14 protein-coding genes are annotated in these 17,492 nt (G+C 46.5%); 10 read left to right on the plus strand and 4 right to left on the minus strand.

Going from position 1 to position 17,492, the window contains the following annotated elements:
• Positions 1–190: 190 nt before the first annotated feature.
• The 4 genes from GKG43_RS11480 to GKG43_RS11495 are packed head-to-tail and all read right to left on the minus strand — an operon-like array spanning position 191 to position 4,382.
• Positions 191–1,030 carry an alpha/beta hydrolase family protein gene (locus GKG43_RS11480; RefSeq protein ID WP_129879109.1) on the minus strand — a complete coding sequence of 280 codons (840 nt, stop codon included), beginning with the start codon at positions 1,028–1,030 and terminating at the stop codon, positions 191–193.
• Between the two features lie 30 nt (positions 1,031–1,060).
• Entirely contained in the window at positions 1,061–2,521 is a 1,461-nt protein-coding gene (gene gtfA / locus GKG43_RS11485; RefSeq protein ID WP_129879110.1) for a sucrose phosphorylase, read from the minus strand.
• A 13-nt stretch (positions 2,522–2,534) separates the two neighbouring features.
• Positions 2,535–3,416 carry a carbohydrate ABC transporter permease gene (locus GKG43_RS11490; RefSeq protein WP_129879111.1) on the minus strand — a complete coding sequence of 294 codons (882 nt, stop codon included), beginning with the start codon at positions 3,414–3,416 and terminating at the stop codon, positions 2,535–2,537.
• A gap of 18 nt (positions 3,417–3,434) precedes the next feature.
• On the minus strand, positions 3,435–4,382 hold the full coding sequence (locus tag GKG43_RS11495) for an ABC transporter permease subunit (protein ID WP_129879112.1): 948 nt from the start codon (positions 4,380–4,382) through the stop codon (positions 3,435–3,437).
• Positions 4,383–4,803: 421 nt separating this feature from the next.
• On the opposite strand from GKG43_RS11495, the gene GKG43_RS11500 reads away from it, so the two are divergent.
• From GKG43_RS11500 to GKG43_RS11545, 10 genes are all read left to right on the plus strand, one after another.
• Positions 4,804–6,333, plus strand: coding sequence for an ABC transporter substrate-binding protein (locus tag GKG43_RS11500; protein ID WP_129879113.1), 1,530 nt, complete (start codon positions 4,804–4,806; stop codon positions 6,331–6,333).
• A 207-nt stretch (positions 6,334–6,540) separates the two neighbouring features.
• Positions 6,541–7,743 carry an MFS transporter gene (locus GKG43_RS11505; protein ID WP_055155133.1) on the plus strand — a complete coding sequence of 401 codons (1,203 nt, stop codon included), beginning with the start codon at positions 6,541–6,543 and terminating at the stop codon, positions 7,741–7,743.
• Positions 7,744–7,834: 91 nt separating this feature from the next.
• Complete coding sequence (locus tag GKG43_RS11510; RefSeq protein WP_129879114.1) at positions 7,835–9,250, plus strand: serine hydrolase; 1,416 nt, start codon at positions 7,835–7,837, stop codon at positions 9,248–9,250.
• On the plus strand, positions 9,247–10,482 hold the full coding sequence (locus GKG43_RS11515) for an MATE family efflux transporter (protein ID WP_129879115.1): 1,236 nt from the start codon (positions 9,247–9,249) through the stop codon (positions 10,480–10,482). The genes GKG43_RS11510 and GKG43_RS11515 overlap by 4 nt, the downstream gene beginning before the upstream one ends.
• 121 nt (positions 10,483–10,603) lie before the next feature.
• Positions 10,604–11,464, plus strand: a complete 861-nt coding sequence (locus GKG43_RS11520; RefSeq protein ID WP_129879116.1) for an alpha/beta hydrolase family protein — start codon at positions 10,604–10,606, stop codon at positions 11,462–11,464.
• Between the two features lie 159 nt (positions 11,465–11,623).
• On the plus strand, positions 11,624–13,102 hold the full coding sequence (locus tag GKG43_RS11525; RefSeq protein ID WP_129879117.1) for a PHB depolymerase family esterase: 1,479 nt from the start codon (positions 11,624–11,626) through the stop codon (positions 13,100–13,102).
• 68 nt (positions 13,103–13,170) lie between these two features.
• On the plus strand, positions 13,171–14,052 hold the full coding sequence (locus GKG43_RS11530; protein ID WP_050640190.1) for a polysaccharide deacetylase family protein: 882 nt from the start codon (positions 13,171–13,173) through the stop codon (positions 14,050–14,052).
• A gap of 108 nt (positions 14,053–14,160) precedes the next feature.
• Positions 14,161–14,772 carry a YesL family protein gene (locus GKG43_RS11535; protein WP_050640189.1) on the plus strand — a complete coding sequence of 204 codons (612 nt, stop codon included), beginning with the start codon at positions 14,161–14,163 and terminating at the stop codon, positions 14,770–14,772.
• A gap of 89 nt (positions 14,773–14,861) precedes the next feature.
• On the plus strand, positions 14,862–15,803 hold the full coding sequence (locus GKG43_RS11540) for a hypothetical protein (protein ID WP_330581553.1): 942 nt from the start codon (positions 14,862–14,864) through the stop codon (positions 15,801–15,803).
• Complete coding sequence (locus tag GKG43_RS11545) at positions 15,800–17,491, plus strand: glycosidase (protein WP_129879118.1); 1,692 nt, start codon at positions 15,800–15,802, stop codon at positions 17,489–17,491. The genes GKG43_RS11540 and GKG43_RS11545 overlap by 4 nt, the downstream gene beginning before the upstream one ends.
• The last annotated feature ends 1 nt before the right edge of the window (position 17,492 follow it).

Raw genomic sequence — 17,492 nt, forward strand, 5'->3', positions numbered from 1 at the left:
GAGAAATCATCGGATTTCTCGTGATGTGTCAGTGGTGCTCCATTTTCAGGGCTGTTTCCCGCCTAGAATTTCTTAGGCCCGCTTTGAGCGTTTTTGAAAGGACATGGATGTTCTCCGGGAGGCTTTCGGCTATCCCTTTATGGAGCGCCCCCATCCGCGCCGAGACTAAAGCTCATCACTATATCCCGATTTAGAAGGGATTCCCGCAGTCCGTATCTTCCAGCCCAAAGAACACCAGTGCCTCCTGTATTGCGAGATCCCAAAAACGCCATTCATGTTTATATCCTGGCAGATCAAACCATTTGACATCCAGCCCGATTTCTTTGCAATGCTCCCGGAATATCTTATATCTGTCGTAAAGGATTGCATCTTCGTGTCCGCAGGCGAACATCAGCCTGGGGAGATCTCCGGTTGGAGCCAGTTCATCAATCAGGGTCCATACATTTTCTTCTGAATTCACGTAAGCCTCGAAGCCTCCTGCATTTTCGATCGTTTGTACCATTCGGGGATTCGCAGTGTCCATAATCAGACATGGGTGCCCGGGCCTTAGTTCATCAAATGGAACAGGTACTGCAGAGAGCACAGCGGCAGCGGCAAATAACTGTGGATAGTTTACCGCAAACTTAATGGTGCCGCGCCCGCCCATGGAAAGGCCTGCAATAAAGTTGTCTTCCCTTTTATCGGATACCGGCAGCCAGCCATAGACCAGGGGCATCAGTTCTTTTGTGAAATAATCATACATATTGTAACCCAGCATTGCATTCGGCCAGTTTGAATAATTGGAGTTTAAGGCGGAAGGGCATACTACTACAAGGTTTTTTTCTGCGGCATACAGCTCAATGTTCGTTTTTCTGAGCCAGTCGGTATCGTCGCCGTATGTACCGTGGAGCAGCCAGAGAACCTTATATTTTTTATTACTGCCATAAAACTCTGCGGGGGATATTCCACGCTTCTTATCCGGCAGAATGACGGTGATCTGGTGGTTGTTGTTTAGATATTCGCTTTCAAAATTGTAGGTCAATAATGACATAATTGTAATCTCCTTTGATATTTTATAAAACTATAAGATACATTCCCGCCCGGAAGCTTCGTCATAATACACAATCTGATAAGTAAGCTCTTTGAAATCAGCTGTTAAGGCCGTGTAATAATTGTCTTTTTTCCAGGTTATCGTAAGTGTACCATCGCCGCGGTCTTCACCGATTGTGATGTCTCCGTTAAAAGCTTCATAATTGTTTCTGAAACGCATCAGTTCATACAGGCGCTTACATACCGGCTTTTGGACCGCAGCTTCCAGCTCTTCCCTGGAGAATGTGTGGCGGTTGATGGTTCTGGGATCCGGGTTCGTCTTCATGCTCTCGATATCGTTTTCTCCTGCCAGGAGGCCCACGTAATATATTTGGGGAATACCGGGAGCATAAAACTGTACGGCTCTTGCAATCAGGTATGCACGATCACTGCACCGGAGTGCGGAGTAGTAGGTGGAACCCAGCTGGTAGCTTTTAAACTTGCCGTCCTTTGCTGTAATCATGCTGGGAAGCTTGATGTACTGCTTTGCTTCTTTGGTGATTTCATCCACATCGTCCCTCACATAATCAATTTCTTCTTCTGTGAGTAAACCAGCGACATCAACGACACCGATTCCATCATGTGTATCCAGGGTGGTGAACTGCTTTCTCGGACAAATGTTAAGCCAGTGGATCAGCCGGTCGGTTCTTCCGCTTTTCAGCCCGTGGAGTAAAAGCATAGGAAGAGCAAAGTCATAGACCCAATAGCCCTTCTTGGCCATCTTAAGCTGGATTTGATAATTCTCATGGATTTCGGGCAGCATTTCGGTCTGCGTCTTCCTTAACGGCTCCATGCCGATATCCAGAACGTTCCATATGTCCGGCTCTACAAAAAAGCAGCTTGTCCCGGGGCGTTTCGAGGCATAAGCGAAGGCGTCAAATCTGACCAGGGGGACATGGCTGCTGATTGTGCCTAAATTTCTTGCATAGTAATCCTTCGTGGCTTTAGCATAGGGATTGATGTCAATCTGTTCCTCAAAAAAGGTGTTCCACAAGTGAACGGTTTTCCCGTCCTTTCTTGTAAATTCAATGTATGGATATACAGCTTTTCTGCGGTACAAAGCGTGGTACTGCTCTTCGGTGGGATTTCCTTCGGGCCAGAATTCTTCCCAGTGGATAAACATATCTCTGTAGGGAGAAGCATCGCCGTTTTCCATATAATCCTGGAATTCTCCGGAACGGATCGATACATGATTCAGCATGAAATCCGCCATCATATAATATTGTCCGGCCAGCCGGTCGATGTCGTCCCAGGTTCCGAAGGCGGGATCTACCTGATCGTAATTGATTACGGCAAATCCCCGGTCACCGGATGCGGGATAGAAGGGAAGTACATGCAGCCCCCCGATGGCATCCTTGAAATGCCGGCCCAGTATTTCATCTAGTTCTTTTAGGTCTTTGCTCATGCTGTCGGCATAAGTGATGAGCATGATTTTATTTTCTATTTTCTTCATGGGGCGGCCTCCTCTAACCCTTCACAGATCCTACCGTGATTCCCTTGGCAAAGGATTTCTGGAAAAACGGATAAGCGACAAGGATCGGTAACAGGGCAATCACAGCCAGCGCCATACGGATGCTGACACTGGGGAGTTCAGTAATCTTTACGCTTGGGTCAGAATGTGACTGCAGGAAGGCGATGTTGCTGAGAACCGAATTCAAGTAGTTCTGGATGCCGAAAAGTTCTCTTTTGGTGTGGATAAAGTATACGCCGTTTGTCCAGTTATTCCAGTATGCAATCGCAGTCATCAGAGCAATAGTGCCAATGATCGGTTTGGACATGGGAACGACGATTTTTACCAGCGTATGCAATTCGCCTGAACCGTCAATCGTAGCAGCCTCGATCACCTCATTTGGTACATTTGTGTTAATGTAGGTACGGATCATAATGACAAAGAAGGCATTCATTAACAGGTAGGGAACGATCAATGCCCAGATGGTATCCGTAATATGGAAGATCCGTGAATAAATCAAATAGGTCGGCACAAAGCCGCCGTTAAACAGCATAGTAAAGAAAATGATGAAGGAAAGAACTCTTCTTCCGGGAAGATCTTTCCGGGACAGCGGATAGGCAAACAGCATCGTCATAACTACGCTTACTGCCGTGCCCACGCCTGTAACTAAAAAGCTGATACCGTAAGCCCTAAGTACATCTCTTTTTACGCTCCAGATGTATTTATAAGCGGATAAAGAGAATTCGGAAGGAATGAAGGAATATCCATTTTGGGCAAGCGCAACCTCAGAAGTAAAGGAACTTGAAATTAACAGTACGAATGGGAGGATACACGCCAACACGAATAAAATCATGATGAATCCCATTATGAAACGAAAAATCTTATTTTTGTAAATCATTAAATTTCCCTCCTGTATTTAGAATAAGCTGCTTTCTTTGTCTACCTTCGATACGACTGCATTTGCGGTAAATACGCAGATAAAGCCAAGTATGGACTGCAGGAAACCGCCGGCTGTGGAACGGCCAATATCGTTCAGTTCTAACAGGGCACGGTATACATAGGTATCGATGGTCTGAGTCGTTGAGTATAGAAGGCCGCTGTTCATCGGGATCTGATAGAACAAGCCAAAGTCCGAGTAGCAGATCCGGCCAACGGCAAGAAGGACCAGTGTAATAATCGTTGGTTTCAGGGCCGGCAGTGTAATGTGGCGGATCTGAGCCCAGACACCTGCGCCGTCTACTGCCGCAGCTTCATAATAGGACTTATCAATTCCGATTAATGTGGAATAGTAAAGAATAGAACTGTATCCAAACGTCATCCACAGATATACGAGTATCAGAATATAAGGCCAGTATTGGGACTCATTGTACCAGCTTACCGGATTGATTCCTAACATCGGTAAAATAGTAAGGTTCATGAAACCATTATTGCCGCTTAAAAATGCATATACTATATAACTGATGATGACTGTCGAAAGCAGGTAGGGTATCAGTATAATCACCTGGCTGAATTTTTTGAAAAACTTGTTATAAATGGAATCCAAGCAGATAGCTACAAATACACCAAGTGCATTCCCTAAGAAGATGAATCCCAGATTATAGAGGATTGTATTCCTGAAAAAGATAAATGCATCATTGGTACTGAATAAGAACTTGAAGTTGTCCAGTCCGCACCATGGACTCTCGAAAAGGCCGATGGAATAATTGACCTTTTTAAATGCCAGTGCAAGCCCGGCCATTGGCATATAGTTATTAATAATTAAGTAAATCAGACCTGGCAGTATCATGAGATAAAGCGGGATATATCTTTTCATCCGGTGCCTTGACATTCCCTTTTTCTTGACTTTCAATTTTTCTTGTTTCATAAGAACCTCCTTGATTTTTACATTCCTTTATTCCCGTGGGCAGCGAGCCAGACTGGTATGTATGTCCAATTGGCAGATGCCGAAGGGCCAAACGCTCTGCCGTGTGGTGTGCTGCAAATCTGAAGCTGTTTGCGGCGGGGCATCTGGCGTCTTACTTATAAATGTAGTGGAAAGGTGCACAAAATTCTATCAAAAAACGGATTCAAACTGTCAAAATTCTGATTTTAAAAAATAAATAGTATATAAAGATGACGAAAATGTAAAAAAAATAGTGTGGAATATTAAAAAATTGATGTTTTAGGACAAAAAAATGATAGAAGAGCAACATTCGGATTTGGTATGATGTCCATGCAAGACAACGAAAGGCCAAAGCGCAAAGGCTATAAATGAAGAAGAGATCCACGAAAAGGAGGAAGAGTTTATGAAGAAAAGAATAATTGCCAGCCTGCTTGCACTCAGCATGGCGGCGGCTCTGTTCACGGGGTGCAGCTCATCGGAAAAGAAGGCGGACGACAAGCAGAAAGCAACAGAGGATCAGGCGGCAGACGAAGACTACCCTGTAATAAAAATGGCATATTCCGTTGTGTTCCCATCACCGGATGAAGAAGCAATTGAAGAAGAACTGAATAAGATTTTGAGAGAAAAGGCCCATGCAGAGGTGGATCTGGTGGGGATTGAATTCGGTAACTGGGCAACACAGCTGAACCTGATGCTGACAGGCGGCGGAGATGATTCACTGGATTTATTTAACTCCTTCTGGTACACATCGGTTTCCAATCTCGTAGCGAACGGACAGGTTATGGAGCTTGACGGCCTGCTGGAATCCGAAGGAAGTGAAATTACAGATTTATTCGCGGATGGAATGGAACAGTACTTAAAATGCGGAGAGGTTAACGGAAAACAGTACGGCATTCCATGTATGTATTCCTATTGTACCGAAAATCTTTACTATGCCAGAACAGAAGACGCTCAGAAAGCAAATGTAGACTGGAGTAAGGTGACGGATATTGACAGTATGTCTGACGCCATCCTGCAGATTAAAGCGGCGAATCCGGACAGCTATTACATCCCGGGTTCAACGGAGGCTTACTGGGTTCCAAAGAGCATTGACTACCTGGGCGACACAAATTACCTGGGAGTCCTGACGAATCCGACAGAAAGCACAAAGGTTGAGAATTTCTATGAATCCGAATACTTTAAAAATTGGCTGGGACATGTTAAAGAGTGGAAGGAAGCAGGTGTATTCAGCCCGGATCCGCTCAGCAACAGCAATGCGTCCCTGATGAACCTTCTGATGGGCGTGGCAAACGGAACGACCGGGTACGGTTGGGATGCAGAGGTATCTATGGAAGCAACGATTGCACAGAATAACCTCGAATTAGAGGGGACAAAGGTGACAGACGCACTTTCTACGACAAGTGATGCAACAACCTATATGTGGCATATCAGTTCCTTCTGTAAAGAACCGGAAGCGGCTATGAGGATACTGAAAGTGTTATATACCGATCCGGAAGCGGCACAGCTGGCTGCAAATGGTATCGAGGGACTTGATTATGAACTGAATGAAGACGGACAGATGGTATATCCGGAGGGCAAGAGCGGCATGTCAGACCTTGGCTGGGCAGCGGCATCTATGGCATACTGGCCGAACGTAATGCTCTGCAAGACATGGTACTACGAACCGGAAGATATTTACGATCAGATGCTGGAAAAGAATAAAACCTGTGATAAGTCTCTGGCATTAGGGTTTACATTTGATTCCACAAAGGTTGCGGATCAGATGACGGCCTGTGCAAATGTTGTGGCGCAGTACTATACGCCGCTGATGTACGGAGAGGTGGATATCGAATCCACACTTCCGAAATTCCAGGCAGATCTTAAAAATGCCGGAATCGATGAGATCATCGCAGAGAAACAGGCGCAGCTTGATGCATGGCTCGCGGAACAATAAGTCAGCCGTTGTAAATACTAGCAAGAGAGGGCGTTGCCCTCTCTTATTGTTTAACAGACAAGTGTTCCTTACTTGCGCGCTAAACAGTAAGCCCTCCGGGGGATGCGCACTGCGGCGTAAAAGGCAGATGCCGCGATGCGGCCGTCGCAGGTGCGAGTTTCGCTTGCGAAACTCCATAATTATTAACAATATAAAGGAAATAAAATAATGAATGAAAGATTGTGGAATAAACATTATATCTCAGTACTTCTTGTCAACACATTAAACGCTTTCTCATTTTATATGACTGCCACAATTCTGTCCAAATATCTTGTGAATATAGGGACTACGGTGGCCATCGCAGGGTTTATCGTAGGACTGTTTTCTCTGACTTCACTGTGCTGCCGGCCCTTCAGCGGAATCATGGCGGACCGGTTGAGTAATGTGACGCTTTTAAAATGGAGCAATGTGCTCATGGGGATTGGACTGCTCGGTTTTACGCTGACAACGCAGATTCCCCTTTTGGTCGGATTTCGGATTATCAATGGAATCGGCTTCGCGTTATCCGGAACCTGCCAGATTTCTCTGGCCTCCCGTTATATTCCCAAGACCAAAATGGGGGAAGGGATCGGTTATCTGGGGTTGGGCATGGTAGTCGGCTCCGCAGTGGCTCCGGGTATCGGAATTACGATAGCGGATATTGTTGGAATGAAAGCCACATTTTTGGTTTCTGCAATATTGACCGTCATAGCGTATGTTATCTTATGCTTTTTCCATGAGGAGAAGAAGCCTGCAGTGGAAAAGAAAAAAATCGGGTTCAGCGATATTATTGCGGTGAAGGCGCTTCCATTTACGCTGGTTGCGGGGACCTTTTCGTTTACGAACGGGATCGTTGCATCGTATTTAGTCTTATATGCGGATGAGATCGGAGTGAAGGGAATCAGCATCTATTTTACGGTGTGTGCAATTGTCCTGTTTATCATCCGGCCGTTCTCAGGCAAACTGATGGATAAAAAGGGGATTGCCATTACAGTTCTGCCGGGCCTGCTGCTTACGGCATCGGCTATGTTTATGCTGGGAAGAAGCAGGACGCTGCTGCTGATTTTGGTGACCGGGGCCGTCAGGTCACTGGGACAGGGCGCGGCACAGCCGTCTCTCCAGGCAGGCTGCATTCATACGGTAGGAACCGAAAAAAGCGGGGTTGCCACGAGTACATATTATCTGGGGGGAGATATCTGTCAGGGCGTTGGTCCGATGATCGGCGGATGTGTAGTACAAATGTTTGCGGGGACAGCGGGATTTACCGCTATATTTGATATCTGCGGTTTCTTGCTGCTGGGAGCGCTTGTATTTTTCCTGTTCACGGTAAGGAAAACGTCGCCGCAAATGAATCAAAGGTCGAAGAAAGGAGAAAATTATGCCGAATCATGATGAATTGGAAAGAATATCGCCGGAAAATGCAGGGATTGAAAGCAGTTAGGTAAGGCGGTGCCTGGAAAAGCTCACGAATGAATGGGCAAGTATGCATGGATTTATGGCTGCCAGGGATGGGAAAGTATTTGCAGAATGTTTTTGGGCGCCATATAGCAAAGACCTGGTCCACGGCAATAACTCTCTTGGGAAAACCTATACGGGAACGGCGGTCGGAATTGCGCTTATGGAACACAAGCTGTCGTTAGAAGAAAAAATGACAGATATCTTTGCAGAAGAAATAAAAGAGAGAAATATTGAAGTTTCAGAATTAATGAAAGAGATCAGAATCAGGGATGTCCTTACCATGACCAACGGGCATGCACGCCATCCGGAAATCGGGGAAGACTGGATCGGGGACTATTTTCGGACTCCTATGAAATATAAGCCGGGAACAAGATTTATGTATAACACGTCCGGCGCCTGCATGTTATCTGCAGTGATCAAAAAGAAAACGGGGCAGAATTTAAAGGAATACCTTACCCCAAGGCTGTTTGATGAGATCGGAATCAACGGGGAACGGTTCGTGTGGCTGAAGTGGCCGAACGGCCTGGATGCCGAACCGGCTACATTTTCCACGACGGAAGACAACTTAAGGCTGGCGCTTCTGTATATGAACGGAGGCAGCTGGAACGGCAGGCAGCTGGTCGACCCCGATTACATAAAAGAGGCCCTCTCCGTTCAGATTGAGAATGAATACGCACCGGAACAAAAGGACGGAAAATGTGGATACGGCTATCAGCTCTGGGCCTGCAGCATACCCGGTGTGTACAGGTTTGACGGAGCACAGGGGCAGTATGGAATCGTGTGGCCTAAGAAGCGGGTCGCAGTGGTAGTCCATGAGGGAGCCATAGCGCCATACGGGCCGCAGCGCACATTGGATGTCATTTACGAAGAACTTCTTCTGAAGATCGCAGATGAGCCTTTAGAAGAAAATGAAGAGGAATATAACCGGTTATTGGAAATCGAAAAAAATATGGAGTTTATGCCGGACAGACCGAATGACATAACCCCGGATCTTGATTTCAGTGGCAAGTATAAAGTGACAGAAGGAAATCCAACACCCTGGCTGGGGCTTGCGCCTCCGGGAGGCACTGATATGTTTGCATTATACAGAGCAAAAGACAGAAAAGGTGAGATGGAAGAATTTACGCTGGAAATGAAAGCAGACCGCTGTATATTGGAGGTAAACGGTTATGCCAGGTTCGAAGCGGGATTTGACGGGAAGCTCGTACTGAGGAACACAGACAATGTATTTCCCGATCTTACGGCATACTGCGCCACGGCGCGGTACATCAACGGATATACCCTGGAGATCACCATACATTGGATGAGCAGCTGGGCACTGACCATCATGAGGTTTGAAAAACAAAACGAAACGGTAAAAATTACCGCCATGAAAAACCGGTTAAACCAGGAAGACAATTGGCTGGTATACAAAGGGGAAGCCAGGGGTGTAAAGCCATGAAATTGTTTACATCGGATAAGAGCTTCTATAGTAAAACAGTAAAGCTTGCGGTGCCGATCACCCTGCAGTGCCTGATTACGATCGGTGTGAATATGATGGACAATATTATGGTAGGCACCCTGGGGGAAAATGCGCTGAAAACGACAGTATCCATTGCGCTGAAGTTTGCCCTGGTTATTTCATTGCTCTTTACGTTTGCAACCTTGTTTTTCCCGGGCGCGATTATGCGCACATATATAGCGGATGCAGAGGTAATATCGGAAGGTATCAGATATTTTGGGTATTCGGCATACTGCTACCTATTCTGCGGGCTTTCGCTGATCGGCTCAAACATACTGCGAAGTGTGGGACAGGTGAAGATCCCGCTGTATACGGCTATCCTGGCATTTTTTGCAAATGTCGGTTTTAATTATATCTTCATTTTCGGCAAACTGGGATTTCCGGCAATGGGGGTTGTGGGAGCCGCTTTGGGAACACTGCTTGCCAGAATACTGGAATTTGGGATTACCTTCGGGTACCTTCTTCTGGCCGACAAGTCAATCCAATATAAATTGAAAGATATTCTGCTTAGAAGTAAACATTTAAATAAAGAATTCATGAAAGTTGCGCTTCCTGTCATGATCAGTGATACATTACAGGGATTTGGCAATAACGTCATAGCGATGATCACCGGGCGCATCGGATCCCAGTTTGTAGCGGCATTTTCCATCACGGCGGTGATCCAGCAGATGAGCAGCGTCCTGACACAGGGAGTGGCACAGTCCAGCAGCATCGTAGTAGGGCATACTCTGGGCAGTGGCGATGCAAAAAGGGCAAGGGAAGAGGCCGATGCATTTGTCGGGCTTGGCATTGTAGTGGGAGTGGTGGCCGGAGTCGTGATACTGCTTGTCTCCGGGCCGATTATTTCCTGCTATAACATTACAAAGGCAACAGAAATGATTGCCCGTCAGTTAATGTGGGCGATTGCGTTTATTGTCTTCTTCAGATCCATTAACAGCATTCTTACAAAAGGAGTCTTAAGAGGCGGCGGGGACACAAGGTTTCTTATGGTGGCAGACATTATTTTCTTATGGGCGGCCAGCGTGCCTCTGGGATACGTTGTGGGAGTTGTATTCAAAGCGCCTGCATTCTGGACCTACTGTGCGCTGAGGATCGATGAAATATTAAAATGCATATTATGTTTTTACAGGCTGCGCGGAGGAAAATGGATTAAAAATATCAGCGCCAGGTAAATCAGCCGGCAAAGGTTCCGTAAAGGGATCCGTTGTTGAGCACGGCCTATCAGCGTGGTGATAGGCCATGTGTGAACTGTAACGATCCGTTTGCAACTAAGGACGCAGTAAAGGAGAGATTATGGGATTATTGAGATTTAGCTTTCGATCAGAGATTTTAAGCCTGCACACGAATGTTACGGTCACATTTCCATCGGAAAATATGACCTATTACCCTCTCACTGAACCGAAACGGGAAGAAGGTGTGGCTGCCAGGCGGCGGTGGGAATACCGGGAGGGCATGAAACTGCAGACCGTTTACCTGCTCCACGGGGGCGGAGACGATGATACCTGTGTGGTACGGAAATCAAATATAGAAAGATATGCGGAAGAAAACTGTGTGATGACGGTAACGGCGCAGGTAAATGACAGTTTTTTTATGGATACACAGTATGGCTACAAATATTTTACTTTTATGACAGAGGAACTTCCCAAGGTCATTCAGACGATGTTTCCATCTTCTCCAAAACGGGAAGATAACTTCGCAGTGGGGCTGGCCATGGGCGGGAACGGTTCCCTGGCACTTGGGTTAAAACGCCCGGATTTGTACCGAGCCTGCGTGGATCTGTCGGGCGGGATTGGATGCAGCGTGGATACGGATGCATTTGTTGAACAGGTGCGGACGCTGGAAATGCGGAGAATGCAGGCCGCCTTCGGAGATCCGGACCGGTTAAGAGACAGTGAGTATGATCTGGGCGGGTATGTAAAAAGACACCTTGCAGAAGGGACAGAACTGCCGGAAATATTTATCGCTGTGGGGGAAAATGACTTTATCCGGGATGTTGTGAGGCGCGACAGAGATGCCCTGGCTAAACTGGGCGTCAGCTTCCATTATGAGGAGGCGCCGGGCTATACCCACGACTGGAATTTCTGGGATCCATATCTGAAAAAGGCCCTGGACGAATGGCTGCCGCTTCGGAAAACGCCGATCTATGCAGAATAAGGTATACCCAAAGGGCATCCCGTAACACATGCCCTGCGGGCAGGTCTGCAGCACAGCTGCAGAATAAGGTATACCCAAAGGGCACCCCGTAATTCATGCCCTGCGGGCGGATCCGCAGTAAACTGCGGAATAAGGTATAAGAAAGGAAAAAGGTTAAATATGAGTGAAACGACAAAAATAAAGCTTCTGGCGGGAATCCCGGATGACGACAATCGTGAATATCTGCCGGAACGCTTGAAGGAGAGCGAGATTGTTGTCAATGAGAATGGGAACAACTCCCAGGTCTATCCGGCAAATCTTAAGGAAATGAAGGCCTGCCTGATCGACGATGAGGATGATACCTGGTATGAATATGTACCGGACAGTTATGATCCTTCCAGGAAGACGCCCCTGGTCTTTTCCATGCACGGCGGGATTATGACGGGGTGGGCACAGTGCATCTATACTTCATGGTCGCTCGTGGCGGACAGAGAGGGATTTATTGTGGTTTACCCAAATGCGCACCGGCGCAGATTCTGGCAGATCGAGTGTGAAAGAAGATTATTTGAAGAGCTGTCCGCGCCCAATGAGGAAGGGATCTACATGCATGATTTTCCGGATGACATCAGCCGAAATAATGATGTCAGGATGGTCTTTGAGCTGCTGGAGATCATGAAAAAGAAATACAATATTGATGAAGAACGGATCTATATGCAGGGCATGTCCCTTGGAAATGCAATGACGGCGATGATGGCAAGACATTATGGGGATCACTTTGCGGCAATGGCGGGTTCTGCGGGGCCGAGCACCATAGGCCTTTTATTTGATGAACACGGTAACCCGGTCAATGATGCCGGTCCGCTCACAGTCTGGCAGGCCAGAATGGAATTTGACCAGTCGCCGCCGGGCAGCACAGACACGGTGGAAGACGTGGTGGCTAAAAACAGAGAATACTGGCTGAGAATCAATGAATGCGTGGGACTGCCGGAGCTAAAGATAGAAGGGGAAAATAATTTTGCGTTTTACAGGGGGAAGAAGGCGGATTATGTCTTCCGCGACGTGAAGAACCGGGATCACGGACAGACCTTTGACGAGGCTGAGCTTGTATGGGACTACCTCTTTTCCGGCTCAAAAAGAAAAGCAGATGGAACAATCGAATATATGGAACCGATCTGTAAGAGAGAGGGGGACGAGTATTGCTTTGCAGCCGCACCGGACTGTGCATACGCCTGGGTTCATGGGAAAAAGATGAAAATGCCCGCAAAGTCTGTGATGTGGCAAAAATTAAAATACCACGGGTTGCAGGGAAAGGCAAAAGTAAGGGGAGAATACTGCATGATTCCGGCATCATTTATTGCAGAAATCATGGGGGCTTCTTATGTAGAAAAAAACGGCCGGGCGGAAATGGCATTAAAAGACGGCCGGATCATTCAGATTGCCAGGGGCTGCATGGGCTGTACAGTTGATAACCGGGTACGCGCTATGCTGTGTGAGCCCATTGAGAGGTACGGCATGCTGTATATTTCGGCGGAATGGTTCTGGAAAGATATCCTCAACCGGCACGTTTCGGTATGCAGCCAGGTGATGTATGCGACAGACCATTACGCGCTGCTATCGGTAAATATGGCAAGGCTGATCAGAGATCTGCTGAAAAAATAAACCGTAACAGTTCAGACAAGCCTGAACTGCTACCAAAAAACGGACAGCCGGAGGAAAGGAGAGCGGAGATGAGTTTACAAGTAAATGACAGAATGTTATTCCCGCAGGGAAAAAGAAAGGCGTTCACACTGAGCTACGACGACGGAATCACACAGGACAGAAGGTTGGTTGAATTGTTCAACCAATATCATGTAAAGGCAACGTTTAACCTGAATCCAGGCCTGTTTGGAAGAAAGGGCACAGTTGCCGCAGGAAAAAAGGAAGTGCCCCATGTGAAGGTGGACGCACAGGAAGCGGCAGTACTCTATAAGGGGCATGAGACAGCGGCCCATGGCCAGTATCATGAGTGTCTGACAGGCATGGATACTGCAAGGTGCGTAGAAGAGATACTGGAAAGCAGAAAAGCACTTGAGATCCTGTACCAAAAAACAGTGACTGGTTATGCCTATGCATTCGGCGCTTATGATGAAGTGGTGATAAAGGCTCTTGAAGCTTCGGGAATTACATATGCACGGACGATAGATTCTACTCATAAATTTGATATTCCTGAAAATTTTCTTACCTGGAATCCGACCTGCCATCACGACGATGATAAAATATGGGATCTGGCAGAGGCGTTTTTATCCGATAGAATGTACTTTAACCTTCTGACTCCCGCAAAGCTGTTCTATGTGTGGGGACACAGCTATGAATTCGACCAGAATGATAACTGGGGGCATATTGAAAACTTTATTGAAAATATAGCCGGGCACGAAGACGTGTGGTATGCGTCAAACGGCGAGATCAGGGAATATGTACAGTCATACCGGAGGCTGGTATTTTCAGTGGATGGAAAGACGGTATATAATCCTTCCTCAGTCTGTGTCTGCCTGGGCGGGACATTTACAAAGGATTTTGTTGAAGTTCCGGCGGGACAGACGGCCATACTGATTCCGCCGGTGGAAATGTAAGCTTACCCGCAGCTGTTCAGGATAGAACTATGGATATGCTGTACAGGCCATTCAAAGACGTAGAAGATACGATTGCATATGAAAATGATTTGGGTAAAGGAGAAACATATGGGATTTTTTAGCACGGACAATAAGGCAATGCAGCTGTTGGATACATTTTTTGATTATCTGCAGTTACTTTTATTTACGCTCGTTTTTTCGATTCCGATTGTTACGATCGGACCGGCGATGACAGCTAAGCATTATACCGCCATGAAGATAGCCAGAAAGGAATCGCCGAATGTGATGCAGTCTTTTCTGAAATCATTTAAGGAGAACCTGAAACAGGGAATTCTGCTGGAACTCATATTGCTGACTGCGGCGGCTGTTTTAGCGGCAGACTGGTATATCGTCTGGCACCTGGATCTGGGACTGCTCTCCTATGTACTGTTGTCGGTCATTGTGGTTGTTACGCTTATGGCTGCCATCATAGGTGAGTATTCATTTGCTTTGCTGGCCCGGTTTAATGCCGGCACACTTCATGTTTTAAAGTGCGCCCTGATGATCGGGACCGGGAAGTTTGGCGTCAGCCTGCTTCTTGTGCTGTGCAATATCGCGGTGATCTGTGCGTGTTTTATATGGTATCTGTATGCGGTTTTCATTTGGCTTATAGCAGGGGCATTAGTACTGAGCATAAAAAGCCATCTGCTTGTTATGGTTTTCAGTAAATTTGAAGAGTAGTTTGTAACAGTCCAGGTCTTTCTGAACGGTTACAGTGATTTTGCTGCCCATCACGGGATGGGTAAGAAATTAGTTGAACGGAGGATATTATGGATCATATGATAGAGGTTTTAAAAAAAGCAGAAAACGGAAACATTCCGGAAGCAGGAACGGACATTCCACACGGCGATATGCCCGGAGATCAGGTATGCATTGGGCCGGACCATATCAGAAAGTCAAAAGTCATTTTTGCAGAACTACTGAAAATACTTCCGGATGTCATTGAAAGCAGTAAAAGCGGTAAGGCGGTTATCTCAGTCTGCGGCGGTTCCGGGGTTGGTAAATCAGAGATTGCATCGCTGCTTTCCTGGTATTTGAACCAGCTGGGGATTGGGAGTTATACGCTTTCGGGAGATAATTATCCGAGGCGCATTCCAAAATATAACGATGCGGAAAGGCTCCGTATCTTCAGACAGTCGGGCGTAAAGGCACTGGCCAGTGCAGATATGCTGGATGAGGAGGTATATTCTGCGCTTCGCAGTCTTCAGGAAAAAGACGATGATGCGAATCAGGAATATCTCAATCAGTACCCTTGGTTCAAGACATATCTGGACGGAGCAGTTTTGGGATTGAAAGGGTATCTTGGAACAAAGCATGAGATAGATTTTGACGAGATATCGGAGATTGTAAGGCAGTTTAAAATGGGCGCAGAAAATATCTGGCTCAAAAGAATGGGGAGAACAGAGTGCGACTTGTGGTATGAAAAAGTTGATTTCAGAGCAATCCATGTCTTAGTAATCGAATGGACCCACGGAAACAGTGACTATTATGAGGGCGTTGATATTCCTGTTTTATTAAACAGTACGCCGGAAGAAACGCTCGCCCACAGACGCAGCAGAAACAGGGACGGTAAGACCGACAGTCCGTTTACTATGCGGGTTTTGGAAATTGAACAGCAGATGCTGGACGCACAGGCGCATAAGGCGAAAATCATCATTTCTAAACCCGGAAGTCTGATAACCTATGAAGAATTGAGGGGAGGAGAAAGATGAAGAATATAAGTACAAATAACGCCCCAATGCTGAATGCTTATCCGGACAGCATGGGCGGGACACTGGCAGATATCATCGGTATTTTAAGAAAACCGGAATTTGAAGATACATTTCGTTCCTTTTATATTCTTCCAAGTCTGTTTCATACGGACCTGGACAGGGGATTTTCTGTGATCAGTTACGACCTGAACGATCAGCTCGCAAAACTTGAGGATCTCGAAGAGCTTGGCCAGATGGGCGTAGACCTGAAGCTGGACTTTATTCTAAACCATGCCTCCGTACTTTCAGAACAATTTCAGGATATTCTTAAAAACGGAGAGAATTCAGGCTACAGGGATTTCTTCATTGACTGGAACCAGTTTTGGGATGGTTATGGGGAGATGACGCCGGAAGGTTATATCCAGCCAAAGGAAGAATACATAAAGAATATGTTCTTTAGAAAGCCGGGCCTTCCGATTCTGATGGTTCGTTTTCCGGATGGGAAAAATGTTCCTTATTGGAACACGTTTTATCAGGAGGTCAGGTATCCTGCTTTAGATGCGCAGGATATTATGAAGGCAGCCGGCATGCAGTATTACGCGGCAGACGAAATCGTGCATCTGGTTCAGGAAGGTCTTGAGACGGGAAAGAAGCCCGGAGAAATTGAATTTGGAAAGTACGCCCCATATAAGGAGGCGGTTGTGGAGTACATGGAATCCAACAGGAAATATCTGGGCCAGATGGATTTAAATATCAAGTCACCGCTGGTATGGGATTTTTACGATGCGGTCTTAAAACAGCTTTCCGGATACGGTGCAAAAATTATAAGGCTTGATGCGTTTGCCTATGCCCCCAAGGAACCGGGGGAGAAAAACTTCTTAAACGAACCCGGCACTTGGGACGTTTTAAAAAAAGTGCAGGAATTGGCAGATAAACATGGTCTGTCACTTTTGCCTGAGATTCATGCAAGCTATGGGGAAAAGAATTATGAAGTGATTTCCTCAAAGGGATATTTGACCTATGATTTCTTTCTGCCGGGCCTGATCATCGATGCCTTAGAGAATGCGGACGGCACAGTCTTGAAAACATGGGCGGATGAGATCATTCAAAAGAAGATAAAAACAGTAAATATGCTTGGATGCCATGACGGAATACCGCTGTTGGATCTAAAAGGGCTGATTCCGGAGGAGCGCATTCAAAAGCTAATTGACGTTGTAGTTGCAAGAGGCGGAATGGTAAAAGACCTTCATGGGCAGAAAAATATTTATTATCAGGTAAATTCCACCTATTACAGCGCATTAGGGGAAAACGACAGGAAAATGCTCATGGCCCGCGCGCTGCAGCTGTTTATGCCCGGTAAGCCACAGATCTGGTACCTGGATCTGTTTGCAGGGAAGAACGACCATGAGGCAGTCAAGAAAGCCGGTGCAGCCGGCCATAAGGAAATTAACAGAACCAATTTATCAACCGAACAGATGGAGCAGGCGCTGCACAAGGAAGTCGTCAGGAAACAGCTTGATATGCTGCGCTTCAGAACCCGTTTTCCGGCTTTTTCCTTTGATTCCGAGATCTCTGTTGACGTACAGGTAAGCTGCATGACATTTGAGTGGAAGAAAGCGGGTTATACTGCGGTGTTAAAGGCGGATCTGTGGGACATGTCCTATGAAATAAAAGGAACGGCCCCCAATGGGGAAATCCTGGAAGAATAGA

Source organism: Eubacterium sp. BIOML-A2, assembly GCF_009680135.1.
GTDB classification, from domain to species: Bacteria; Bacillota; Clostridia; order Lachnospirales; family Lachnospiraceae; genus Faecalicatena; species Faecalicatena contortus_B.